A 24,393-nucleotide genomic window follows, 5' to 3' on the forward strand; every position below is an offset into this window, starting at 1 on the left:
GCACGCCGATGCCTCGGGCCTGTGACGGGCAGTGTCGTGTGCGTCGTTCCAGCGACCCGCTCGCCGTCGCCTTCCGGCGATCAGCCGAAGATCGCGGGCAGGGCTCCGTGGTGGGCCTGGTCGAGATCCACCAAGGACATCGTGAAGAGGTCCTGCACGTCGAGCGTGGGTCCTTGGTCATTTGCGGAGCTGACTCCGTCACGCGAGTCCGCCGTGTCATCGGTCACGCCGATGCGCAGCACGGGGATGCCCCTGGCCGTGCACATGTCGACGAACCGGACCTCCTCGGTGCGCGGCACGGCGACGATCGCCCGCGCGGTCGACTCCGAGAAGAGCGCCTCGAACGGGGTCACGCCGTCACGCTCGCACAGCTCGGCGAGCCACACCCGCACACCCGTCCCGTAGCGCAGGCAGGACTCGACCAGCGCCAGGGCGAGCCCGCCCTCGGACACGTCGTGCGCGGCATCGACGAGGCCGTCGCGTGAGGCGTTGACCAGGATGGCCGCGAGGGTGCGCTCCGCGGCGAGGTCCACCACCGGCGGGCGGCCGCCGAGATGGGAGTGCACGACGTCGGCCCACGCCGAGCCGTCCAGCTCAGGCCGCGTGGTGCCCAGCAGGTAGACGGCCTGGCCGGGTACCCGCCAGCCGGACGGGGTGGCCCGGCCGACGTCGTCGAGCACGCCGAGCACCCCGACGACCGGGGTCGGGTGGATCGAGGAGTCGATCGTCCCGGGCTCCCCCGTGCCGTTGTAGAGCGAGACGTTGCCGCCGGTCACCGGGATGCCGAGCTCGAGACAGGCGTCGGCGAGACCCGTGATCGCCTGGACCAGCTGCCACATCGCGTCCGGGTCCTCGGGCGAGCCGAAGTTGAGGCAGTCGGTCACGGCGAGCGGGCGGGCGCCCACGGTGGCCACGTTGCGGTACGCCTCGGCGAGCGCGAGCTGCGCACCGACGTACGGGTCGAGCTTGGCGTAGCGGCCGTTGGCGTCGGTGGACAGGGCCACACCGAGGCCGCTCTCCTCGTCCACCCGGACCACCCCGGAGTCGTCCGGCTGCGCGAGCGCCGTGTTGCCCTGCACGAACCGGTCGTACTGGTCGGTGACCCACGCCTTGCTCGCCAGGTTGGGCGAGGCGACCAGGCGCAGCAGCGTCGCGCGCAGCTCGGCGGCGGTGGCCGGCCGCGGGTAGCGAGCCGCGCCGTCGGCTCCGCTGGTCGTGTCGGCCTGCAGCGCGTCCATCCAGGCCGGGCGGGCGTAGGGCCGGTGGTAGACGGGGCCGTCGTGCGCGACCGAGCGGGGCTCGACGTCGACGATGCGGTGACCGTGGTGGTCGATGGTCAGGCGGCCGGTCCCGGTGACCTCGCCGATCACCGCCGTCTCGACGTCCCACTTGTCGGTGATCGCCAGGAAGGCGTCGAGGTTCGCCGGCGTGACGATCCCCATCATGCGTTCCTGGGACTCCGACATGAGGATCTCGCCCGCGGTGAGCGAGGGGTCGCGCAGCAGGACCTTCTCGAGGTCGACGTGCATGCCGCCCTCACCGTTGCTCGCCAGCTCCGAGGTCGCACACGAGATGCCGGCTGCACCGAGGTCCTGGATGCCCTCGACGACGCGCGCCGCGTAGAGCTCGAGGCAGCACTCGATGAGCACCTTCTCCATGAACGGGTCGCCGACCTGGACGCTCGGTCGCTTCGACGGCTTGGTCTCGTCGAACGTCTCGCTGGCCAGGATCGAGGCGCCGCCGATGCCGTCCCCGCCGGTGCGGGCGCCGAACAGCACCACCAGGTTGCCCACCCCTGAGGCGTTGGCCAGGTGGATGTCCTCGTGCCGCAGGACGCCGACGCACAGGGCGTTGACCAGGGGGTTGCCCTGGTAGGCGGCGTCGAAGACGAGCTCGCCGCCGATGTTCGGCAGGCCGAGGCAGTTGCCGTAGCCGCCGACGCCGGAGACGACACCGTGCACGACGCGCGCGGTGTCCGGGTGGTCGACCGCCCCGAACCGCAGCTGGTCCATGACCGCGACCGGGCGGGCGCCCATCGAGATGATGTCGCGGACGATGCCGCCGACACCCGTCGCCGCCCCCTGGTAGGGCTCGACGAAGCTGGGGTGGTTGTGGCTCTCGACCTTGAACGTCACCGCCCAGCCGTCGCCGATGTCCACGACACCGGCGTTCTCCCCGATGCCGACGAGCAGGTGCTCGCGCATGGCAGGGCTGACCTTCTCGCCGAACTGGCGCAGGTGCACCTTGGAGGACTTGTACGAGCAGTGCTCGGACCACATCACCGAGTACATGGCGAGCTCGGCAGCCGTGGGACGCCGGCCGAGGAGGTCGACGATGCGCAGGTACTCGTCGGTCTTCAGGCCCAGCTCGGCGTACGGCAGGGCCGTCTGCGGCGTCGCGGCCGCGTGCTCGACGGTGTCGGGGAGCCCGCCGGGGCGGGCGGCGTCGGCGGTGTCAGGACGGTCGGCGCTGTCGGCACGGTCGGCACGGTCGGCACTGTCGGATGCGGTGGTCATCGATTCCCTACCGGAGGCCCAAGGGGACGCCTCAGGCTACCCGCGTCGGCCGGTCGGACCGTCCGCGTCTCGCACGCCGGATGCGGCCCGCTCCGCACCGGAGCACCCGGCCCGCCGACCGGATCGACACCCGGGCCGGCCGCGCAGGATGATCGCAGCACCGAGGACGCGCCGGCGCTGCGAGGGGAGCCACGATGGTCGAGCGGCAGACGCTGCTGCTGTTCGCCGCCGCGAGCCTCGCCCTGGTCGCCGCCCCGGGCCGGCCGTCGGCTTCATCCTCACCACGACGCTTCGCCGGGCCGGTCGGCCGGTCTGGCGGCGACGGTCGGGATCGAGGTGGGCAACACGGTGCACGTCGTCGCGGCATCCCTCGGTGTCTCGGCGGTCCTGGCGACGAGCGCGACGGCGTTCACGGCGGTCAAGGTTGCGGGCGCGGCGTGGCTGCTCTGGCTCGCGGTGCGCGCCTGGCGGGCCCGGACACCGGGGACTGTCGGCGCGCTGGGCGAGCCGTCCGGACCGCCCGACCTGGCCGACCTGGCCGTGCCCGCGGACCCTGGCCGGCACCCGTGGCTCCGAACCGTCCGCGCCGGCGCGGTCGTCGGGACGCTCAACCCCAAGACCGCCCTGTTCTTCCTCGCCCTGCTCCCCCAGTTCGTCCGGCCGGACGCCGGCCCCGTGTGGGCACAGATGCTCACGCTCGGCATGGTCTTCGTCGCCATGGCCTGCGCGCTGGACTGGCTCTGGGTGATCGGCGGCGACGGCCTGCGTCGCCTGGTGCCCCGGCTGCGGATGGTCGTGCTGGACCGGGTGTCCGCCGTCGTCTACGCCACCCTGGGCGCGGTCACCCTGGCGGCACGACGGCTCGCCTGACGTCGTGACCGGCGCGTGCGCCATCGGCCGCTCGGCTCCACACTGGGGCGATGGATCTCCCGGTCATGCCACCCGTCGCGCCGATGCTCGCCAAGGCGGTGTCGCAGATCCCGCCCGACCAGCACTACGAGCCCAAGTGGGACGGGTTCCTTCACTGAACCTCTGTGGGTCTCGCTGGCGGCTGGTCTGGGACTGGCTGGCAGGCTGCCATCGGTCGCCCGGCCCCGGGCGTGACTCACCTGAACCCTGACCACCGCGAGGGGCGCCTTCGTCCCGACCTGTCCTTCTGGGGTGCGGGTCACCGGCGCCGTAGGTGAAGGTCCCGGCGGTGGGGTCGGCCGTGATCGCCAGGCGCCCGTAGGCGCCTCGGATGAACTCTAGACACGATCGACATCCTTGATGTTCGAAGAGTCTGGACACCCGTCATCGCCACAGTAGGGTAGCTGCCCAGAAAATGAGGGCAGCCGTTAGTAACCAGTTCAACGCTAAGACCAGCACTCGCGCGCCAATCGGCCACTTCGCACGAGTCACCATTGTGTGGAGTACGGCCGTACTTAGATTGGCAACCCATCCTGCGAGAAAAACCCGACTGAACTGATCGTTCGGACGCGCGTCGTTGTGCCCGGACGCGATCTGGGCTGCGACTACCGCCAGTGAAGCCACCGTCAGGACGAGAGAAATCCACGCGAATCGGGTGACGGCCGTACCCGTGTCGTTCTGTGCCCTAGTCATCAGTTGCATCCGAACTCTGATATCGCGCCCCAGAACACGCCGAGCACGAGGCTGACGCCGGCGCCAACTGCGAGGCTGGTCCCGCCCGTGAAGGCCGCCGACGCGGCTGTTGCCCAGATCGTGGTGTGAACGACGCCGGCGATCGTCGCGGCGAGGCTGCACGCGTTCTCGCCTGTCGGGTCGGTGTAGTTGATGGGGTTGCAGCCGGCGTAGGCGTACCTGTTGGCGTTGTTGGGGTCTAGGGGTGCGTCGAGGGTGTCGTGTTGGGTCCAGCGGCCTTCGCCTGGGGTGTAGTAGCGGGCGCCGTTCTTGATCCACCCGGTGGTCCGGTCGTGCAGGCCGCCGGTGTAGAGGAACGGGGTTTGGGCGACGGCGTTCCCACCGGAGCTTTGTTCGAGGGTGGCGACGCCGTAGGGGTCGAAGGAGTACTGGAACGCGGAGGTGTCGAAGGAGGTCAGGAGGGCGGCGGGTGATCGGAGAGCGCCGGGTAGGTGCGTGGCTGTTTTGCACGTACCGCAGCGCAATCCGGTGTCCCGCTTTCCTCGCACTGTTCCGCCTAAGCCGGACGGTCGAGCCTCGTTCGTCGCAAAACAATGATTGCCCAGAGTGCGTTGCCCAGACCGGCGACGATAAGCATGCTCGCCGCTCCAACCGATCCGGCATTGCTCGCAAATATCAGCAAGCCGATTCCTGCGAGTAGCGTGACCAGTGACAAGCCGATTCGAATCACGGTGATCTCTTTCCTCTCAACACTCAGACGCAGCGCAGCCGGGCGCCGAACCTAGGCTGGAGCTCACGCGAGGTCGTCGCCATGGGATCTACTGCTGCGACGGGCTCCCCCCGCACCTAGCGTTCGAAGTGCTTCCAACATTGCGGACGGTTCAGTGGCTTTGAAGCGTTCCGTCTTCCCAGAGGCGAGATCAACGAAGACGTTGTCGAAGAGGCCCGGCCGCAGATCGAAGGACTCGATGTCGGAAGCGCTGATGTGCATCCCTCGCGAACGAAGGGCCCGCTCCACTCGGTTCGGCTCGAAATGGATCCCTTCCGTGTCCACCGTGACGATACCGCCAATCGACCACAGCGTCGCGACGCGCCTGTTCGCCAGTCCCCGCCAGAGCACCTTGATCGCGCGCCCATCCGCAGCGTGCTCACCTGACCGCTCTCGCATCAACGTCTCCACCTCTAGTCATTAGTCGTAAACGCGGTCGTCAAGATCTGGGCTATAGCCCCAGAGACACAGCCACCGACCAGACTACTGACTCGTCCCCGCGAGCGACCAGGCTCAGCACTGGTTCGCCAGTGAAACGCACCAGCGAGCACCGGCCGTGTCCTGCGGCGGCGCTCTGCGAGATTCGCAAGAAGCATTCGGCATTGAGCCCCGAATACACCTGGGCACTTCTTCCTAGGCAGTGGGACCCAGCCTCTCGTCGGCGTGGCTGTCCGACGCATGGCGAGCCCTTCTTCGCTTACGGATGACAAGTGCCACGACCACCACTCCTGCTGACGCAACCCCGAGTGCCATGCTCCACAAGAGGTGTTCTGCAGCCCTCATGTCAGCCGCTATGAGAGAAACAAAGCCGACCGAGAGGCCAACAGCGTAGGCGATCAGGCCGCTCCGCCTGAGGGTCATCGCGTGTGCCTGCAAGAAATCTCGGTGGCCCAGGCCGTTGCTCCCATTATGGCGAGGCTTATCCCAATGCTTGCACCTGCAGATATAGGCGCGAACGCGAGACCAACCGTGAATATTCCGCCAGTAATGTATCCAGGCATCGCGCAGATCGTTGAGTCGCTGAGTGAGCGGCCCGTTGGGTCGGTGTAGTTGATGGGGTTGCAGCCGGCGTAGGCGTACCTGTTGGCGTTGTTGGGGTCTAGGGGTGCGTCGAGGGTGTCGTGTTGGGTCCAGCGGCCTTCGCCTGGGGTGTAGTAGCGGGCGCCGTTCTTGATCCACCCGGTGGTCCGGTCGTGCAGGCCGCCGGTGTAGAGGAACGGGGTTTGGGCGACGGCGTTCCCACCGGAGCTTTGTTCGAGGGTGGCGACGCCGTAGGGGTCGAAGGAGTACTGGAACGCGGAGGTGTCAAACGAGGTCAGCAGGGCGGCGGGTGAGCCGAGGCCGTCGTAGATGTAGAGCAGGGCCTGGCCGGTGGAGGTCCGCAGCTGGATGGGTTGACCGGTGGGGTCGTTGTCCAGGTAAGCGGACTGGGTGGTGCCCAGGTGGACCTGCTCGATGACCGGGCGCCCGTTCGCCGCTTCGCGGCCATAGGTGTAGGCGTAGGTGGAGGCCCCGACTTCGTGGCGCAGGAGCTCGTTGTTGCCGGTCCCGGCGTAGGTGTAGTCATAGGTGGTGCCGTTGCGGGTGACGGCGGCCATCTGGTCGCCGGCGCTGTAGGTGATGGTCCCGGCGGTGGGGTCGGCCGTCAGGTTCCCCGCGCCGTCGTAGGTGAACCCGGCCGTGGTCAGCTGGTTCGCGGGGTTGTGGGCGCGGGTCTGGGTGGTGGTGACCCCACCGGTGGTGGTCGAGGCGGTGGTGCGGTTGCCGCGCGCGTCGTAGGTGTAGATGTAGGTGACCGCCGCGATGGTCGTGCCGTCAGCCTTGGTCCCTGCGGTCATCGCGGCGCCGGTCAGGCGCCCACCGGTGTCGTAGGTGTAGGTGGTGACCTGGCCGGTGAGGTTGTTCGCCCGCCACTGCACGAACGACCGGTCGTTGGTCGGGGTGGTCGAGCACGTGGGGTAGGTCGAGCTGGCGGCGTAGCAGTAGGTCAGGTCGACCTCCACGGTCGGCGCCCCACCACCACTGGAAGGTGCGTTGCGTTCCCCGATGATCCGGGCGGGCCGCCCCGAGGCGTCGTAGTCGGTGTGGGAGTGCGCGGCCCAGATCGTGTTGGTGGTGTTGGTCTGCATCCAGGTGTCGGTGCGCCGGCCCTTGTCATCGACCGCGAACCGGGTCGTGGCCCTCCCGGCGCCCTGGTTGTACTCCATCGCTGTTAGCGCCCCCGCGGTGTCGTAGGCGTAGGTCGTGTTCCCGCGCCCGTCGGTCACCTTCGCCAGGCGGGCGGCCTTGTCATAGCCGTAGCTGATCGTCTTGTTGTCAAACGTGTTCACGCGCGTCAGGAGGTTGGAGACCTGGTCATAGGTCGACGTCGTGGTCCCAGCGGGGTCGGTGCGGGTCGCGAGCCGACCCGCGCTGTCGTAGGTGTAGGACACGTCCGGGTTGGGGGTGGTACCGGAGTAGTCGGTACCGGTGACCCGGTCCAGGACGTCGTAGGTGTAGGTCGTGGTGATCCCCCGCCCGTTAGTCTCGGTCGCCAGGCGCCCGTAGGGGTCGTAGGTGAAGTTCCGCACCCCCAGGCTCGACCCGGTCACCGGGGTCACCTGGGTGACCTGGGCGTTGGTGTAGGTGTACCCCGTGGCGTTCGGCGCGTTCCCCGGGCCGGTCGCGGTCGCGACCGTCCCGTCGGTGTTACGGGTCAAGGTCGCCTGAGCGGCCAGGGCGCTGGTCGCCGTCATCGCGTTCCCGGCACCGTTGTAGGTGAACAGGGACTGGCTGCCGGCACTGTCTGTGCTCGAGGACGGCAGGTGCTTGGTCGCCGCCGCGGTGTTCGTGTAGGCCCAGCCCCGCGTCGCACCGGTCGGGGCGGCCGCTTGGGTCAGGGACTCACCGCTGTTCGCCCCGTAGGTCATCGACGTCGTCGCACCGGTTGGCCCGGCGCCCTGGGTGGTGCTAGCCGGGTCGAAGTTCGGGGTGTACTGCGCGGACCGGGTCCGGCCCGCGGCGTCCACCGCGGTGCTGACCCGCTGGTCGGTGGTCAGGGTGTACGTAGTGTGCGGTCCGGTCGTCGGAGACCCGGCCTGCTCCTGGGCGCCGTCCGACACCAGAACCTGCGTGGCGCTCGGGTAGGCGAAGCGGGTCCAGGTGTCCCCGGGGGATCCGGCGGTCGTGTTGACCTGGCGCACCGAGGTCACCCGCGCCCGGGAGTCATAGGTGAAGTGCGTCGTGACCCCACCAGGGGCCGCCACGGTGATCAGCTTGTGCCCGGAGTAGGTGAACGTGGTCGTCCGGTTCAGAGCGTCCTTGACCGTGACCAGGTCACCGGCCGCGTCATACCCGTAGGCGACGGCGCGCGAGACCGACCCGGTCCCGCTCTGGTTCAGCCCGGAGATCCGACCCGTGCTGGTGTTCCGCACGACGTTGACGGCCCTCGCGGCCGTCGGGCCGGCGTTGCCAGTAACCGTCAGGGGGACCGTCGCGGCGTAGGGGTTGTAGATGATCGTGGTGACGTTGCCGTTGCGGTCGGTGATCGACGTCAACAGGCCCGCAGCGTTGAACGTCTGCTTATGCGCGCTGGCGTGATCGGTCAACGTCCACCCGCCGGTGATCTGCACCAGGTCAGCGGTGAACCCCGCCGGCGGCACCCACACGCCGGCCGTACCGCTCGGAGCGAAGGTCCCCGACAAACCGGACGGACCCCAGTAGATGACCGACCCGTCGGCCTGGGACTCCACCCGCACACCCAGACCCACCGTCTGGGTCCACCCAAAGCCCGCCGGGTTCGCGGTCACCGCCTGGGACGCCAGACCGACCAGCGCGAGGGAGTTGTAGGCCATCCCCACCGGGGTGTCCCCGTTGACGCCGGGCGCGGCCAGGCCCTCGGCGACCACCAAGAGGTTGCCGGTGCCGACGTCGACCTGCCCCTGGACCCGGTCACCGAGCTGGAACGGCAGCGGCGTCGCGCCCTTACGACCACCGGCGCCCAACAGGCCGGCCACCACACTCGTCTTGACCGGCGCCGACGTCGAGCACTGCGTCGCGTCGCACGTCTGGACCGTCCACTCGACCGTCGAACCCGCGCTCAACGCCGGCAGCGTCGCGCGAGCGACCTGCCCCGACGTCGCCGCGACCGTGGTGCCGTTGAGGTAGTTCCACGTCCCCGACCCCGGGGAGCGGGCGAAGAACTTCGCCGTCACCGCCCCACCATCAGGATCGGCCACCGTCGCCGCGAGGACCGGTGTGTGCGACACAGGCCGCTCGAACACCAGAGTTGTCGGGACACTCGGTGTCGCCGCCCACGCCGGGACCGTCGTCCCGACCATCGCCGCGATCGTCCCCAGCGCAACAAGACCCCACCGAGCTGCACGCATCCTGGCCCCCACAGGTCGGCCCCCGGCGCCCCCTAGCGTCAGCTGGCATGTAAGGAGTACCGCGATACGCCCAAGATCGTCAAGGAATGTCCGTTTCGACGAACGCGAACGCGGACGCCGGGCAACGCACCCGAGGCGCCGAACCAAGGCCCGATAGTGCCTGTGATGTCATTTCGAACCGAGACGCTGTCGGCAAGTGGCCTACACCGTGCCGGGCATGGCCGCCTTCGTGGACCGCCACCGACACGACCTCGACCGCTCATAGCGGGGCCACCGGCGACGCGCCCGCTGCGAGGACCGGATCCGTCTGGCCAAGGACACCGGCCTGGCGAACCTGCCCCTGCACTCCTTCGCCGCGAACCGGATCTGGTGCGTCGTCGTTGCGCTGGCCGCCGAGATCACTGCCTGGATGCAGATGCTCGCCCTGCACGGGCACGAGGCTCGCCGCTGGGAGCCCAAGGCCCTGCGGTTCCGGCTCTTCACGATCCCCGCGACCCTGGCCCCCTCCGGGCGACGCGTCCGCCTGCACCTGGCCACCCGATCACCGTTCGCCGCACTCACGCTGAGCGGCCTGGACCGCCTCGGAGCACTGGCACCCGGCCAACACCGGACACCACCCTCGCCATGACCTCGAGCACGACCCCAGCCCGGTACCCGCGCCCACCCCGCACGACAGCGGGCCCGCTGTCACACCCGCGGGCCAGAATCAGGAACCACAGCGGCTACCGAGCCGCTTCCGGACCTCACACCCCGGCCCGATGAAAGATCGAGGCTAAGGCCGGTCGACGGGTCGGCGTGGCCCACGACGCTGCGGGATACCCGTGCGCCGAGTTCACGCACCCGGACGGCCTTAGCCACGCTCGAACGCTATCCACGGGAACCGACGCTCCAGGTTCCGACACCTGCGAAGAGGCACACCAACCCGGAGCTCAGCGTGCGAGGTTCAGGATCTCAGAGAGCCGGAAGTCGCCAGGCACTTCGAGTTGGTCGTAGGTGCATGACGAGGGATCGCGGTCGAGGCGCCAGCGGCGGAAGCGGGCGGTGTGTCGCAGTCGGCTGCCCTGCATCTGGTCGTAGGCGACCTCGACCACAAGCTCAGGCCGCAGTGGTGTGAAGGAGAGGTCCTTGCCCTGGCTCCACCGGCTCACCGTCCCGGGGATCCGGTCCGGGTTGGCGATGGCTTGATCGCCCCAGTCGGCCCACGGATGGTCGTCGGTGCCGCTCTCGAACGGCCGGAGTTCGTCGAGCAGTGCCGCACGCTTGGCGGTGGTGAAGGACGCGGCCACTCCGATGTGCTGGAGTCTGCCGTTGTCGTACAGCCCGAGGAGCAACGAGCCGAGGAGCGGTCTGCTCTGCGTTGACGTCTTGTGGAGGCGGTAGCCAGCGACCACGCAGTCGGCCGTGCGTTCGTGCTTGATCTTGAACATGCTGCGCTTGTCAGGCTGGTACGGGCTGTCGAGCGGCTTCGCCACCACGCCATCCAAGCCAGCGCCCTCGAAGCGGGTGAACTAGTCCTGCGCGGTGGCGAAGTCCGGTGTGCTGGGCGTGAGGAAGACCCGTCCGGATGCGTCGCCGATGGCGGCAACGAGTCGCGCTCGGCGCTCACGGAACGGGCGACGCATGAGGTTCTCGTCGTCCTCAGCCAACAGGTCGAAGCCGACGAAGGCTGCTGGGGTCTGCTCGGAGAGCAGCTTCACGCGGCTCGCCGCGGGGTGGACGCGCTGCTGGAGGGCGTCGAAGTCCAGCCGATCAGCGGTGACGACGATGATCTCGCCGTCGAGCACACACCGCTGCGGAGTCTGCTCCTTGATGGCGTTGATCACCTCCGGGAAGTACCGGGTCATCGGCCGCTCGTTTCTGCTACCCAGCACCACCTCGTCGCCGTCGCGAAACACGATGGTTCGGAAGCCGTCCCACTTGGGCTCCGTGTGGCCCAGGTCCGGGATGGTGGGTACGGCCTTGGCGAGCATCGGGGCCACAGGCGGCATCACGGGGAGGTCCATGCACGGCATACGGCATGACCGCCAGGCAGCGCGCCGTCGTCGTGCCCGTCGCGCGACAGCGGGCCCACAACTCGACCCTCGTCATGTCCGCCGCGGCGGATGTGGACCCGGTGTTCCGACGCTGGTGGATGCAGGGCGTCAAGGACCGGCTGCCCCGTGCCGAGGCATGGCTCGCCGTCGAGGGGGACCGCATCGACGCGGCCCTGCGTCGCCGACCGACATAGCCGGCGCGTGCGCCATCGGCCGCTCGGCTCCACACTGGGGCGATGGATCTCCCGGTCATGCCACCCGTCGCGCCGATGCTCGCCAAGGCGGTGTCGCAGATCCCGCCCGACCAGCACTACGAGCCCAAGTGGGACGGGTTCCGGGCGATCGTCTTCCGCGACGGCGACGAGGTCGAGATCACCAGCCGCACCACGAAGCCGATCACGCGCTACTTCCCCGAGGTCGTCGCCGCGTGCCTGCACGAGCTCCCGCCGCGCTGCGTCGTCGACGGCGAGATCGTGGTCCCGAGCGCGGACGCGACCGGCCTGGACTTCGAGGCCCTCCTGCAGCGGATCCACCCGGCGGACTCGCGGGTGCGCATGCTCGCCAGGCAGACACCCGCGATGCTGGTCGTGTTCGACCTGCTCGCCCTCGGTGACGACGACCTGATGCCCCGGCCGTTCGGCGAGCGCCGGGCCCGCCTGCAGGAGGCGGTCGCGGGTATCGGGCCGGGGGTGTACCTGACCCGCGCCACGTCCGACCTCGACGAGGCGCGGCGCTGGTTCGAGGTCTTCGAGGGCGCGGGGCTCGACGGCATCGTCGCCAAGCGGACCGACCTGGCCTATCAGCCGGACAAGCGGGTCATGACGAAGATCAAGCACGAGCGGACAGCAGACTGCGTGGTCGCGGGCTACCGCGTGCACAAGGGCACCGACGACGCCGTCGGCTCGCTGCTCCTGGGCCTGTACGCCGACGACGGCACGCTCGCGTCGGTCGGGGTCACGAGCGCCTTCCCGATGGCCCGGCGCAAGGAGCTCTTCGCCGAGCTCGCACCGCTGGTCACCGACGCCCTGGACCACCCGTGGACGGCGGCGGCGCAGGCTGCCGGGACCCGCACACCGCAGGAGGCCGCGGGCAGCCGGTGGAACGCCGGGAAGGACCTGGCCTTCGTCCCGCTGCGACCGGAGCGCGTCGTCGAGGTGCGCTACGACCACATGGAGGGGCCGAGGTTCCGGCACACCACCCAGCTCGTGCGGTGGCGCCCCGACCGTGAGCCCGCGAGCTGCACCTACGCCCAGCTCGAGCACCCGGTGCGCTTCGACCTGGCCGACGTCCTCGGGTGAGGCCCGACCACCCGAATGCACCTTGCGTGAGTCGCCGATCGGGTCCAGGGTCACAGGATGACTGGCCCTCTGCCCGGGCCCCCGTCGACGACGATCTCTGACGTGGCGCAGCCCGCCGCAGTCGGGATCACGACCGGCGAGGTCGCCGCCCAGCCGACCCGCCTGGGCGCCTCTCCGGCGGGGCAGCGGCACGCGGCCAACGGGATCGTCTTTCCCGACCTGTCCGGCCCGTACTACGCCGAGGTTCTGCTCGGCTACGTCGAGGCCGCGTCACGGGCCGGACGCAGCGTCCTGGTCCAGGCCACCGAAGGCCTGCCCGACGTCGCCACGGCCGTCCGCGAGCTGGCCGGCCGGGTCGACGGCCTCGTGATGCTCGGCCGCACCGCGTCGGACCAGGTCGTCGAGGAGATCCTCGCCACCGGGCTGCCCGTCGTGCTCGTCGCCCGTCCTCCCGTGCCCGGCGCCGACTGCCTGCGCGTCCAGAACCGGAGCGGTGCCGTGGCTCTCGGTGAGCACCTCGCCGCGCACCGCTTCCGCTCGGTCCGGTTCGTCGGCTCCCCCGGTGCCTCGCCCGACGCCGCGGAACGCTGGGAGGGGGTCCGGGACGCCTTCGCCGGCCATGGCAGCCGCCTGGACGTCGTCGAGTGTGCGTTCAACGAGACGAACGGCTACCACGCGGTCCGCGACATGCTCGCAGCCGGCGACCGCCCCCGCGCCCTGGTGTGCGCGAACGACGAGATCGCGCTGGGCGCCGTCCTGGCGGCCGAGGAGGCCGGCCTGCACGTCGGCTCCCAGATCTCGATCACCGGCTGGGACGACGTCATGGCGGCCCGCTACTCGCGCCCGGGCCTGACCACCGTCCACCAGCCGATGCATCGTCTCGGCGCACTGGCCGCCGAGGTCCTCGACCGCCGCATGTCGACACCCCGCGCGGAGGCCCGGCGGGTCACCCTGCCCACCGAGCTCGTGGTCCGCTCGAGCTGCGGCTGCGCCCCGGGCGCGAGGCCGTGACCTGACGCTGCGCGGTCCCGCGCGTGGCACTGGCGTCGCAGGTGCGGGATCACAGCCGGGCGGACGCGGGAGCCCGTCGTCCGGCAGGATGGCGCGGTGGACAGCGAGGCGCTCACCGGCGGGAACGTGACGGTAGGACTCGTCCGGATCGGCGGGACGGTCCGCAGGCCGGCCGGGCCGCAGACTCCGGCGGTCCACGCGCTGCTGACCCACCTGGCCGACGTCGGCTTCCGCAACGCCCCACGCAGCCACGGCCTGGACGATGCGGGCCGGCACGTCGTGGAGTACGTCCCCGGCCCGATGGCGCACCCCACCGGGCCGGACGTGCCACCGGTGGACGCCGCCGACGTCGGACGCCTGATCCGGGACCTGCACGACGCCCTCGACGGCTGGACGCCGCCGGCCGACGCGGCGTGGGTCTGCCCGATCCCGACCGACGGCGCCGACCTGGTCGTGCACAACGACATCGCACCGTGGAACCTCGTGGTCGGCGCCGTACGCCTGGTCCTGATCGACTGGGACGGCTGCTCGCCCGGCACCCGCACGTGGGACCTGGCCTATGCCGCGCACGGGTTCGTCCCCCTCGAGCCTGCGACCCCGTGGCCGCAGGTGGTCGCGCGGCTGCGCGGGCTCGCGGACGGCTACCGGCTCGACGAGGCCGGACGTTCACGGCTCGCCGAGACCCTTGCGCCGCGGACGTGGTCGATGCACGCGCTGCTGCACGGCGGCCACGAGACCGGCGAGCAGCCGTGGGCCCGGTTGTGGGACGAGGGGCACGGGGACGCCTGGCGTCGGGACGCCGAGTGGATCGTGGCCAACGGCACCGCCCTGCGCCGGGAGCTGCTGGCCTGACCGGTCCAGGCTCAGCGTCTCGGCTCCAGGCTCAGCGTCTCGGCGCGGAGCGCTCCTGGACGGGCTCGTCGCCGCTGGCCCGGAGCCGACGGTAGTACTCCCGCGCCTCGTCCTGGCGGTCCCGCTCGGCACCCGTGGCGATCGAGGCCCGCACGTGCTCGGGGCCGAAGCCGAACGCGTCGACGAGGTCCTGGGCGTGCGGGCGCAGCCGGGTCAGGAGGCGCTCGACGTACGACGTGATCGTGCGGGCGCGCCCGGCCGAGAGCCGGCCGTTGATCAGGTACCAGGCGAGGTTGCGCTCGATGACCGTGAGCCCGAACAGGTCGCGCAGCCAGGTGAGGACCTGACGGGTGCCCGGGTCGTCGACCTTCGACAGGCCCGCCGTGAACGCCTCCCACTGGAGCAGGTCCGCATGGGCCCGCGCGCACTCGATCAGCGCGTGCTGGTGCTCGTTGAAGCGGCGCGCGGCCTCGTCGCGCGGCGCCTTGGTCGCCGGTCGCAGCGCCGCAGCGACCTCCGCGACCATGGTCTCCACCCGGTCGGTGAGCAGCTCGCGCTGCGCCTCGGTCTCCCGCAGGTGCCCGGCGGTCCGGCGCACGTCCCCCCCGTCGGCCAGGGTCTGCACGACGCGCAGCAGCGGGGTCCGGTGCAGTGCGGCGTCGGCCGCCCGGCCCGCCACGTACCGGGCGAGCCCGCCGGCGTCGACGTCCTTGAACTCCTTGGCGTGGTCGGCGAGCAGCCGCTTGGCGACGAGCTGGAGCAGCACGGTGTTGTCACCCTCGAACGTGACGTACACGTCGAGGTCCGCGCGGAGCGAGACGAGCCGGTTCTCGGTCAGGAAGCCGGCACCGCCGCAGGCCTCCCGTGCAGCCTGCAGCGTCGTCAGCGCATGCCAGGTCGAGGTCGGCTTGAGGGCCGCGGCGATCGTCTCGAGGTCCTGCCGGTCCGCCTCGGTGTCCTTCGCGCCCGAGAAGACGCCGTCGAAGGTCTCGAGCATGCGCTCGTGGGCGAACACCTGGGCGTAGGTCTGCGCGAGCAGCGGGAGCAGCCGTCGCTGGTGCTCGGCGTAGTCGAGCAGCACGACCTCGTCGGTGACCGACGGCCCGGTGAACTGGCGTCGCTCGTTGGCGTAGCTGACCGCGATGATCAGGGCGAGCTTGCTCGTGTTGACGGCGGCGCCGTCGAGCGAGACCCGGCCCTGGACCAGCGTCCCGAGCATGGTGAAGAAGCGGCGGCCGGGGCTCGCGATCGGCGAGGAGTACGCGCCGTCCGGCGCGACGGCGCCGTAGCGGTTGAGCAGGTCGTGGCGGGGCACCCGCACGTGCTCGAAGCGCAGGCGACCGTTGTCGATGCCGTTGAGCCCACCCTTGAGCCCGTCGTCCTGGCCGCTGATCCCCGGCAGGAAGTCCAGGGTCGCCGGGTCGCGCAGCGGCACGTAGAACGCGTGCACGCCATGGTTGACACCGGCGGTGACGAGCTGGGCGAAGACGACGGCAGCGGTCCCGTGCATCGCCGCATTGCCCAGGTAGTCCTTCCAGGCCGCCCGGAAGGGGGTGTGCAGGTCGAACTCCTGGGTCTGCGGGTCGTAGGTCGCGGTCGTCCCGATGCTCGCGACATCGGACCCGTGGCCGGTCTCCGTCATCGCGAACGCCCCGGGGACCTCGACCGACATCGCCGCCGGGAGCAGCCGCTCATGGTGGCCCGCGGTGCCCAGGTGCAGGATCGACGACGCGAACAGACCCCACTGCACACCGGCCTTGATCTGCAGGGACGGGTCGGCCGTGACGACCTCCTCGAACCGCGCGAGGCTGCCGCCGTGGTCGTCCGCGCCGCCCAGCGCCGCCGGGAAGGAGCGCAGGACGTCACCCTCCGCGGCGAGGATCCGCAGCTGGGCCAGGACCCGCTCACGGTGCTCGGCCGCGCTCTGCCCCTCGACCCGGTGCAGCCTCGGGTCGGCGAGCAGGGCCCGGGCGCTGCGCCGGATGTCGGCCCACCTGCCCAGCAGGACCTGCTCGAGGAGCGGCACGTCGACCTGCGCGGCAGGGCCGGGGACGACGGTCACCGGTCGCCGGGCGCGCTGGGTGGTCCGGCTCTGGGTGGTCCGGGTGGTCTGGGTGCTCATGATGGCTCCTCGTCGTTGAGGGTCTCGGCGGTGGTTCGGGTGTCGGCAGCGGTTCAGGCGTCGGCGGCGGTACGGGTCTCGGCGGCGGTTCAGGTGTCGGCGGCGGTGGACGGCGTGGAGCGGGTGCGTGCCAGGGAGCCGACCGGGCCGGCCCAGAGCCAGGCCGTCACGCGTTCGGTCAGCTCCTCGCGGGTGGGCGCGTCCGCGTCGGACCGGTGGGTCAGCCACCAGTCGCCGGTGCCCCGGACGAAGCCGACCGCCCCCGCCGCCCAGACGTCGGCGAGCGCAGGCTCGCGGGTCCCGGCGGTCAGCACCCTCGCGAAGGGCTCGGCGATCAGCGCCGCCACCGCCTCGAGGAAGTGGCCGAGGGGCGCCGAGGCGTCCTCGGTCACCGGGCGGGTGACGAAGGAGTAGACGTTCGGGGAGGCCTCGACCATCTCCAGGTAGATGTCGATCATCGACCGGAGGGCGTCCCGCGGCGTGGTGGCCGCGCGGGCAGCCTCGTCCAGGGCGGTGTGCATCTGGGCGATGACCGCCTCGCCGACCGCGACCTGCAGCCCGGTCTTGTCGGCGAAGTACCGGTAGACGATCGACTTGGACGTCCCGGCGGTCGCGGCGATCTCGTCCATGGAGACGTCGGGCCCGATCCGGTGGACCGCGCGCCGGGCCGCGTGCACGAGCTCGGCCCGCCGGCTGGTCCGGTGGTCGTCCCAACGCGTCGAGCGGCCGTCGGACGAGAGCGCTGCCTCGTCGTCGACGTCCGGTCCGTGGTCCGGCGGCACTGCTGGTGTGATGCGGCTCACAAGACCGACAGTATCAGGTACTGTGAGTGTCGGGCATTGACGCACCACCACCACCACCACCGCCTCAACGACGACGCGAGAGGACCTGCCATGGCGGCACCCCGCAGCACGACCCGCTCGAAGACCGCACCCGAGACCCGAGGGCCACGCCGAGCCGTCGTCGTCGGGGGGAACCGGATCCCGTTCGCCCGGTCCGGCGGCCCGTACGTCCGGTCCAGCAACCAGGACATGCTGACCGCGGCGCTCGACGGGCTGGTGGCTCGCTTCGGGCTGGCCGGCGAGCGCATCGGCGAGGTGGCGGCCGGCGCGGTCCTCAAGCACTCCAAGGACTTCAACCTGACCCGCGAGGCGGTGCTCGGCTCGGCGCTGTCGCCCGAGACGCCCGCCTACGACGTCCAGCAGGCCTGCGCGACCGGCATGGAGACCGTCGTCGGGCTGTCGAACAAGATCCGCCTCGGGCAGCTCGAGTCCGGGATCGCCGGCGGCGTCGACTCCACCTCGGACGCCCCGATCGTGGTCAGCGACCCGCTGCGCCGGGCTCTGCTCGACCTCAACCGCGCGCGGACGACGCCGCAGAGGCTCGCCGCGCTCGCCCGGATCCGGCCCGGGCACCTCGCGCCGTCGGCGCCGACGACCGCCGAGCCGCGCACCGGACTCTCGATGGGCGAGCACCAGGCCCTGACGACGGCCGCCTGGCGGCTGACCCGTAAGGCGCAGGACGAGCTCGCCCTGGCCAGCCACCACAACCTCGCCGCCGCCTACGACGCAGGCTTCTTCGACGACCTGCTGACCCCGTACCGCGGCCTGACCCGGGACGCGAACCTACGTGCGGACACCTCGTTGGAGAAGCTGGCAGCCCTCAAGCCCGTCTTCGGCACGCACCTGGACGTGCCGGCGACGATGACGGCCGGCAACTCGACCCCGCTGTCCGACGGCGCATCGACGGTGCTGCTCGCCAGCGACGAGTGGGCGCAGCAGCGCGGCCTGCCGGTCCTGGCGACCCTGGTCGACGTCGAGGTCGGTGCGGTGGACTTCGTGCACGGCCGGGACGGTCTGCTGATGGCGGGCGCGCACGCCGTCCCGCGGATCCTGGCCCGCAACGGCCTGACCCTGCAGGACTTCGACTTCTACGAGATCCACGAGGCGTTCGCCGGCACCGTGCTGTGCAACCTGGCCGCGTGGCAGGACGAGGAGTTCTGCCGCGAGCGCCTCGGGCTCGACGGTGCGCTCGGGGAGATCGATCGCAGCCGGCTCAACGTCAACGGCTCCTCGCTGGCCACCGGGCACCCGTTCGCAGCGACCGGTGGTCGGATCGTCGCCACCGTGTCGAAGCTCCTCGCCGCCAAGGGCTCGGGGCGCGGGCTCATCTCCGTGTGCGCTGCCGGTGGGCAGGCCGTCGTCGCGATCCTGGAGGCAGCATGACCGACACCTACCTGAACCTGGTCAACTCCGGGTTCACCAAGACCCTCGCCAAGCGCCTCGGCCTACCGCGTCCCGCCGTCCTGCGTCGCCACGTGCCCGGTGCACCCCTGGTACCCGGAGCCGTGCTGGTGCTCAGCGACCCGGCGTCCGCGGCCGACGCCGACGCCGTCGCCGCACAGCTCGTCGACTGGGACCTGGACGTACGGCGCCACGGCGGGCCGGACGACCGGTTCGGCGCTGTCGTCCTGGTGCTCACCGAGGTGGGCGCACCGGCCGACCTGGGCGAACCGATGCTGCGCATGGGGGCTGTGCTGCGCGGGCTCGTGCCCGGCGGACGGGTCGTGACCGTGTCGCGGTCGCCGCAGCCGCACGCGCAGCAGGGCGCCGACGGCGCCGCGGTCCCACCGCTCGTCGCGGCCGCGCGGCAGGGCGTCGACGGCATGCTCCGGTCGCTGGCCAAGGAGCTGCGGGCGGGCGCGACCGGCAACGGCATCGTGCTCGCGGCCGACGTCGGGGTCGGGGCCCCGTCGGCCGTCGGCGCGCTGCGCTTCCTGCTGTCCGGACGCTCGGCCTTCGTCGACGGGCAGCTCGTGCACGTGGGATCCGACGGTGGGTCCGTCCCGACCGACTGGGACCGGCCGCTCGACGGCACCGTCGCGGTGGTCACCGGCGCGGCACGCGGGATCGGCGCGGCGATCGCGCGCACGCTGGCGCGGGACGGGGCCACCCTCGTCGTCGTCGACGTGCCGGCCGCCGGCGACGCGCTCGCCCAGGTCGCCAACGAGGTGCGCGGCACCGCCGTCCAGCTCGACGTCACGGCCGAGGACGCCGCGACCCGTCTGCTCGAGCACGTCACGGCCCGGCACGGGCACGTCGACGTGGTGGTCCACAACGCCGGGATCCTGCGGGACAAGCTGCTGGTCAACATGACGCCCGAGAAGTGGGACCCGGTGCTCGCGGTCAACGTGACGGCACCGCTGCGGATCACCGAGACACTGCTCGGATCCGGCTCGTTCGGTCCCGCACCGCGCATCGTGTGCCTGGCCTCGACCAGTGGCATCGCCGGCAACCGCGGGCAGACCAACTACGCCGCGTCGAAGGCCGGGGTGATCGGGATGGTGCGCGCCTCGGCCCGGCCGCTCGCCGCCGCCGGTGGCACGATCAACGCCGTGGCGCCCGGCTTCATCGAGACGGACATGACGGCGCGCATCCCGTTCGCGACGCGCGAGGTCGCCCGCCGGCTCAACTCCCTGCAGCAGGGCGGCCGGCCGATCGACGTCGCCGAGACGATCGCCTTCCTGGCATCACCGCAGGCGGGCGGCATCAACGGAGAGGTGGTGCGGGTGTGCGGGCAGAACCTGGTGGGCGCGTGAAGATGACGCGGCCCGGCCCTGGTGGGTCGGTCCGCACGGGTGGCGCGGGTCGTCCGGGTGGCTCGCGCGGCTCCGCAGGCTCGGGCAGCTCGGGCGGCGCGGCGGGCTCGGGCTCGGATCCGGGCGACGCAGGCTCGGATCCGGACCTGGCTCCGCTGCCGGTCGTGGTCGAGCTCACCGAGGTCCCCGCGCTCGGCGGCCTGTACCTGCGCGGTGTCGGCGGGACCGCACGCGCCAGGGCGACCCGCCGTCGGGCCGTGGCGGCCACCGACCTGCCGGGCACGGCGCTCGTCGTGCGCGGGGTCCGGCCCGACGCCGCGCACCTGACCGCCTACCAGCACCTGCTGGGCGAGACCGCAAGCGATGCGCTGCCCGCCGGGTTCGTGCACGTGCTGGCCTTCCCGGTCGCGACAGCGCTCATGGTGCGTGCCGACTTCCCGCTGCCGCTGCTCGGGATGGTGCACGTCGCCAACCGGGTCGAGCAGCGTCGCGCGATCCGCCTCGGCGAGACCGTCGACATCCGGGTGCGCGCGGCCGATCTGCGCAGCCACCGCTCCGGCGTCACTGTCGACCTCGTCGCCGAGGTGAGCGTGGCCGACGAGATCGCCTGGCGTGGCACCTCGACCTACCTCGCCAAGGGCTACCACCTCACGCCCCCGACCCCCCGCCCCTCAGGGCCGGCAGAGCCACGGCCCTCGGGGGACGCGCCCCGGTCCGACGACTCGGGCGGTGAGCGGGAGGTGTGGGTCGCGCCGGAGCCGACCGGGTTGTGGCGGCTCGATGCCGGGGTCGGCCGGCGGTACGCGGCCGTGTCCGGGGACCGCAACCCGATCCACACGTCGGCGCTCGCCGCCAAGGCCTTCGGCTTCCCGCGGGCCATCGCGCACGGCATGTACACCGCGGCGCGCGCCCTGGCCGACGTCGGGGCCGCGCGCGGCGAGTCGTACGTCTGGCAGGTCGAGTTCGCCAAGCCGGTGCTGTTGCCGTCGACCGTCACGGTCCGCATCGCAGCCGACGACGCCGCCGGTGCCGGCCCGGCGGGTGGGTTCACCTTCGCGGCCTGGGACGCACGGACCGGGCGACGACACCTCCGTGGGAGCGTGGCGCCGCCCGCCTGATCGCGGGACGCACCACGCCGCCCGCGGGTCTGCCATGGTTGGACGCACGCGGTGCTGCCTGCTGCTGGAGGCGCCATGAAGTACGACCGACCCGTGAGCGAGCTGCTCGACGAGTGCGCCCGGACCCTGCCCGCACCGTTCACCCGGCAGGACATCCTGCGGTGGTTCGCGCAGAGCTACCCCGACGTCCGGCCCAGCACCGTGGAGAGCCAGATCGTCGAGCTCACCCAGAGCGATGCGCCGGGCGTCGAGCACTACAGCCCTGCGGGTCGGCGTCCGGTGCTCGAACGGGTCGGCCACGGCCTGTACCGGCGAGCGCGCGGGCTGCCCCGCCAACCCGCCCTCTTCGGCGGACCGTCCCACGAGCTGATCGCACCGGACGGCGCGGGCGCCCTGCCGACCGCTGACGTCCTGCTGATCGGCAGCGTGAAGTCGATGCAGACCGAGGCCGCGCCCGCACGACTCCTGTACACGAGCACGCTCTTCGCTCGACGGCGCTGCTACGCCGAGGCCTCCGGTCGCCCGTGGTTCGTGCTCAGCAGCCGGTGGGGTCTGGTCGCACCGGACGAGGTGATCGCGCCGTACGACGTCGTCCTCGGTGACATGCCCGCGACGTACCGGCACGGCTGGGCCGAGTTCGTCGTCGGGCAGCTCGCCGCGTTCGCGCCACTGGCCGGCACGGTGGTGGAGATCCATGCGGGCGACCACGACGTCGACGCGCTGCGCCCTGCGGTGGAGCGGGCCGGCGCCGCCCTGACCGACCCCGTCGTCGCGCACTCGATGGGCGAGACGCTGGCCTGGTACGACACCCACCAGCCCGATCCCGGTGACGTGTCGGTGCCCACCGCTACCGTCGTGCCATGGATCCGAACGTCTCGTTGATCACCCTGGGCGTGCCCGACGTCGAGCAGGCACGCCAGTTCTACGTCGAGGGTCTGGGCTGGGAGCCGATCCTCGACGTCCCCGGGCAGATCGTGTTCCTGCAGGTCGGGCACGGGCTCGCGCTCTCGATCTTCGGCGCTGGCGAGCTCGCCAAGGATGTCGACCCCACCCTCGTCCCCGACGAGGCGGCGGGTGCAGCTCAGGGGCCGCGGGGGGTCGCCCTCGCCCACAACGTCGGGTCGGCGGCCGAGGTGGACGCCGTGCTCGCCGACGCCGCACGCGCCGGTGCGACGATCCGCAAACCCGCGCAGCGGGCGGAGTGGGGCGGGTACCACGGCTACTTCGCCGACCCCGCGGGCACGCTCTGGGAGGTCGCCCACAACCCGGGATGGTCCGTCGACCCCGACGGCACCGTTCGGCTGGGGCCCGTCGACTGAGCCCGGTCGCTCGTCGCGGACGGGCGCACGGCCTGCGCCGGGTTGTCGGCGGTGTCCGCGACAATGGACCGTGTCCTTCCTGGTGGTGCACGACGACGTCGAGCGGCCCGACCTCGTCGTCCTGCAGGAGACCGCCGACGACGGCGCACCGCTCTCCCGGACCGAGGTCACGGCGATCGAGCTGCCCTCGGCGGTCGCCCAGCGGGAGGCCGAGCACCCGCGCTGGGCGTGGGACGACACGTCCCGCCGCTACCCGGCCCTGCTCGCCGCCGGGGTGCGGGTCGAGCGCTGCCACGACCTGCGGCTGTGCCACGCGATCCTGCGGCGCAGCGTCCTGTGCGACGACTCCGCCGTCGCGCTCGCGCCGCCGGGTCCCTGGGACGGACCCAGGACAGGTGATCCGACGCCGATCGTCGCGAGCCTCTTCGACGACCCGCGGGCGGCGTCCGCCGTCGACGACCGGCTCGACGCGCCCGCCGAGCTGCAGCGCCAGCTCGCCGCGGTCGCCGGGTCGAGGGAGCCGGGCCGGTTGCGGCTGCTGCTCGCCGCCGAGTCGACCGGGGCGCTGATCGCGGCCGAGATGCGCCACGACGGGATGCCGTGGAGCACCGAGGTGCACGACGAGCTCCTGACCCGGCTGCTCGGCGAGCGGCCCCGCGGCGGCGGCCGGCCGGCACGGCTCGAGGCACTCGCCGACGAGATCTGCACGACGCTGGGCCAGGCGTCGCTCAACGTCGACTCCCAGCCGGACCTGCTGCGTGCTCTGCGGTTCGCCGGCCTCGACGTCACCACGACGCGGACGCACGAGATCCGCGCGCTCGAGCATCCCGTGGTCGCGCCGTTGCTCGAGTACAAGAAGCTCGCTCGCCTGCTCAGCGCCAACGGCTGGTCGTGGATGGAGACCTGGGTCCACGACGGCCGCTTCCGGCCCGACTACGTGCCCGGCGGTGTGGTGACCGGGCGGTGGGCGACGAGCGGTGGAGGCGCCCTTCAGCTGCCCGCGAGCATCCGGGGCGCGGTCCGCGCCGACCCCGGCTGGCGCCTGGTGGTGGCCGATGCCGCACAGCTCGAGCCCCGGGTCCTCGCGGCGATGTCAGGAGACGCGGCGATGGCCGCAGCCGGCCGCCAGGCGGACCTCTACCAGGGCGTCGTCGACGGCGGCATCGTCGAGACCAGGCAGCAGGCCAAGGTCGCGATGCTCGGAGCCATCTACGGCGCCACGACCGGGGCGAGCGCCGTGCTCATGCCCCAGCTGACCCGGGCCTACCCGCAGGCGGTCGGGATGGTCGAGGCCGCGGCGCGCGCCGGGGAGCGGGGTGAGATCGTCTCCACCTGGCTGGGCCGCTCCTCACCGGCACCCGGTGCCCTCTGGCAGGACCAGATGCAGGCGGCCTCCGGTGAGGACGCCGGACCGGACGACGTGCGCGCGGCGCGGCGACGGCGACGTGACTGGGGCCGGTTCACCCGGAACTTCATCGTCCAGGGCACAGCCGCGGAGTGGGCCCTGTGCTGGATGGCGGCCCTGCGGCGTCGGCTCCTGGCCGTCGAGGGCCGACCCCACCTGATCTTCTTCCTGCACGACGAGGTCATGGTGCACTCCCCGGCGATCGTCGCGGACCAGGTCGCCGAGGCGGTGCGCGAGGCTGCGAACGAGGCGGGCCGGCTGCTCTTCGGCGACTCGCCCGTCGACTTCGCGCTGCAGGTGTCGGTCGTGGACAGCTACGACGCGGCGAAGTGACCCGACCGGGCCGGCCCGGCTCGGAGCCGTCGGCGCGGAGCCGTCCGCGC

Annotated in this window: 17 protein-coding genes and 2 pseudogenes; 12 read left to right on the forward strand and 7 right to left on the reverse strand. The window is 71.7% G+C overall.

Annotated features, from left to right (window positions below; genetic code table 11):
* Positions 1 to 80 precede the first annotated feature (80 nt).
* Positions 81 to 2,516, reverse strand: coding sequence for a phosphoribosylformylglycinamidine synthase subunit PurL (gene purL, locus K415_RS0105065; RefSeq protein ID WP_024286008.1), 2,436 nt, complete (start codon positions 2,514 to 2,516; stop codon positions 81 to 83).
* Here purL and K415_RS24890 point away from each other — a divergent pair.
* Complete coding sequence (locus K415_RS24890) at positions 2,406 to 3,386, forward strand: LysE family translocator (protein WP_155859372.1); 981 nt, start codon at positions 2,406 to 2,408, stop codon at positions 3,384 to 3,386. The genes purL and K415_RS24890 overlap by 111 nt on opposite strands.
* Positions 3,387 to 4,117: 731 nt before the next feature.
* Here K415_RS24890 and K415_RS0105080 read toward each other — a convergent pair.
* The 3 genes from K415_RS0105080 to K415_RS0105090 form a co-directional block, all read right to left on the reverse strand.
* The gene (locus K415_RS0105080; RefSeq protein ID WP_024286009.1) at positions 4,118 to 4,642 is read right to left on the reverse strand and encodes an RHS repeat-associated core domain-containing protein; all 525 of its coding nucleotides are present in this window, start codon (positions 4,640 to 4,642) and stop codon (positions 4,118 to 4,120) included.
* A 269-nt stretch (positions 4,643 to 4,911) separates the two neighbouring features.
* Positions 4,912 to 5,298, reverse strand: coding sequence for a hypothetical protein (locus K415_RS0105085; protein WP_024286010.1), 387 nt, complete (start codon positions 5,296 to 5,298; stop codon positions 4,912 to 4,914).
* A 446-nt stretch (positions 5,299 to 5,744) separates the two neighbouring features.
* Positions 5,745 to 9,080, reverse strand: coding sequence for an RHS repeat domain-containing protein (locus K415_RS0105090; RefSeq protein ID WP_231494830.1), 3,336 nt, complete (start codon positions 9,078 to 9,080; stop codon positions 5,745 to 5,747).
* 445 nt (positions 9,081 to 9,525) lie between these two features.
* Here K415_RS0105090 and K415_RS0105095 point away from each other — a divergent pair.
* Positions 9,526 to 9,882 (forward strand): annotated as a pseudogene (locus tag K415_RS0105095) (transposase); the annotation flags it as partial.
* A gap of 301 nt (positions 9,883 to 10,183) precedes the next feature.
* On the opposite strand, the pseudogene K415_RS21440 reads toward K415_RS0105095, so the two are convergent.
* A pseudogene (locus K415_RS21440) lies at positions 10,184 to 11,257 on the reverse strand (ATP-dependent DNA ligase).
* A 14-nt stretch (positions 11,258 to 11,271) separates the two neighbouring features.
* Between K415_RS21440 and K415_RS0105105 the strand changes: the two are divergent.
* From K415_RS0105105 to K415_RS0105120, 4 genes are all read left to right on the forward strand, one after another.
* Positions 11,272 to 11,481, forward strand: a complete 210-nt coding sequence (locus K415_RS0105105; RefSeq protein ID WP_024286013.1) for a hypothetical protein — start codon at positions 11,272 to 11,274, stop codon at positions 11,479 to 11,481.
* A 42-nt stretch (positions 11,482 to 11,523) separates the two neighbouring features.
* Positions 11,524 to 12,585, forward strand: a complete 1,062-nt coding sequence (locus K415_RS0105110) for an ATP-dependent DNA ligase (RefSeq protein WP_034661043.1) — start codon at positions 11,524 to 11,526, stop codon at positions 12,583 to 12,585.
* Between the two features lie 102 nt (positions 12,586 to 12,687).
* A complete protein-coding gene (locus K415_RS0105115) occupies positions 12,688 to 13,596 on the forward strand; it encodes a LacI family DNA-binding transcriptional regulator (protein WP_024286014.1) in 909 nt (302 codons plus the stop codon).
* A gap of 96 nt (positions 13,597 to 13,692) precedes the next feature.
* Positions 13,693 to 14,448: a phosphotransferase gene (locus K415_RS0105120; protein WP_024286015.1), complete on the forward strand. Its 756-nt coding sequence runs from the start codon at positions 13,693 to 13,695 to the stop codon at positions 14,446 to 14,448.
* Positions 14,449 to 14,479: 31 nt separating this feature from the next.
* Here K415_RS0105120 and K415_RS0105125 read toward each other — a convergent pair whose 3' ends face one another.
* Positions 14,480 to 16,570 carry an acyl-CoA dehydrogenase gene (locus K415_RS0105125; protein WP_024286016.1) on the reverse strand — a complete coding sequence of 697 codons (2,091 nt, stop codon included), beginning with the start codon at positions 16,568 to 16,570 and terminating at the stop codon, positions 14,480 to 14,482.
* An 89-nt stretch (positions 16,571 to 16,659) separates the two neighbouring features.
* Positions 16,660 to 17,373 carry a TetR/AcrR family transcriptional regulator gene (locus K415_RS0105130; RefSeq protein ID WP_369795184.1) on the reverse strand — a complete coding sequence of 238 codons (714 nt, stop codon included), beginning with the start codon at positions 17,371 to 17,373 and terminating at the stop codon, positions 16,660 to 16,662.
* Between the two features lie 90 nt (positions 17,374 to 17,463).
* Between K415_RS0105130 and K415_RS0105135 the strand changes: the two genes are divergently transcribed.
* The 6 genes from K415_RS0105135 to K415_RS0105160 all read left to right on the forward strand — a co-directional run bounded on the left by K415_RS0105135 (position 17,464) and on the right by K415_RS0105160 (position 24,343).
* Positions 17,464 to 18,795, forward strand: coding sequence for an acetyl-CoA C-acetyltransferase (locus K415_RS0105135; RefSeq protein ID WP_024286018.1), 1,332 nt, complete (start codon positions 17,464 to 17,466; stop codon positions 18,793 to 18,795).
* The gene (locus K415_RS0105140) at positions 18,792 to 20,168 is read left to right on the forward strand and encodes a 3-oxoacyl-ACP reductase (RefSeq protein ID WP_024286019.1); all 1,377 of its coding nucleotides are present in this window, start codon (positions 18,792 to 18,794) and stop codon (positions 20,166 to 20,168) included. The genes K415_RS0105135 and K415_RS0105140 overlap by 4 nt, the downstream gene beginning before the upstream one ends.
* Positions 20,169 to 20,170: 2 nt before the next feature.
* Positions 20,171 to 21,286 (forward strand): MaoC/PaaZ C-terminal domain-containing protein, encoded by a 1,116-nt coding sequence (locus K415_RS0105145; RefSeq protein WP_081785180.1) that lies wholly within the window; start codon positions 20,171 to 20,173, stop codon positions 21,284 to 21,286.
* A gap of 75 nt (positions 21,287 to 21,361) precedes the next feature.
* Positions 21,362 to 22,168, forward strand: coding sequence for a DUF6884 domain-containing protein (locus K415_RS22520; RefSeq protein ID WP_024286021.1), 807 nt, complete (start codon positions 21,362 to 21,364; stop codon positions 22,166 to 22,168).
* Positions 22,147 to 22,605, forward strand: coding sequence for a VOC family protein (locus K415_RS23840; RefSeq protein WP_024286022.1), 459 nt, complete (start codon positions 22,147 to 22,149; stop codon positions 22,603 to 22,605). The genes K415_RS22520 and K415_RS23840 overlap by 22 nt, the downstream gene beginning before the upstream one ends.
* A gap of 70 nt (positions 22,606 to 22,675) precedes the next feature.
* Entirely contained in the window at positions 22,676 to 24,343 is a 1,668-nt protein-coding gene (locus K415_RS0105160; RefSeq protein WP_024286023.1) for a bifunctional 3'-5' exonuclease/DNA polymerase, read from the forward strand.
* Positions 24,344 to 24,393: the final 50 nt, after the last annotated feature.

It is taken from the genome of Cellulomonas sp. KRMCY2 (assembly GCF_000526515.1).
Classification (GTDB): domain Bacteria; phylum Actinomycetota; class Actinomycetes; order Actinomycetales; family Cellulomonadaceae; genus Actinotalea.

Bases quoted from the DNA above. Each gene is read 5' to 3' on its own strand.
- K415_RS0105105 (WP_024286013.1), top strand. From the start codon at position 11,272: ATGACCGCCAGGCAGCGCGCCGTCGTCGTGCCCGTCGCGCGACAGCGG.
- K415_RS0105140 (WP_024286019.1), top strand. From the start codon at position 18,792: ATGACCGACACCTACCTGAACCTGGTCAACTCCGGGTTCACCAAGACC.
- K415_RS0105125 (WP_024286016.1), bottom strand. From the start codon at position 16,570: ATGAGCACCCAGACCACCCGGACCACCCAGAGCCGGACCACCCAGCGC.
- K415_RS22520 (WP_024286021.1), top strand. From the start codon at position 21,362: ATGAAGTACGACCGACCCGTGAGCGAGCTGCTCGACGAGTGCGCCCGG.
- K415_RS0105110 (WP_034661043.1), top strand. From the start codon at position 11,524: ATGGATCTCCCGGTCATGCCACCCGTCGCGCCGATGCTCGCCAAGGCG.
- K415_RS23840 (WP_024286022.1), top strand. From the start codon at position 22,147: ATGGATCCGAACGTCTCGTTGATCACCCTGGGCGTGCCCGACGTCGAG.
- K415_RS0105135 (WP_024286018.1), top strand. From the start codon at position 17,464: ATGGCGGCACCCCGCAGCACGACCCGCTCGAAGACCGCACCCGAGACC.
- purL (WP_024286008.1), bottom strand. From the start codon at position 2,516: ATGACCACCGCATCCGACAGTGCCGACCGTGCCGACCGTGCCGACAGC.
- K415_RS0105145 (WP_081785180.1), top strand. From the start codon at position 20,171: ATGACGCGGCCCGGCCCTGGTGGGTCGGTCCGCACGGGTGGCGCGGGT.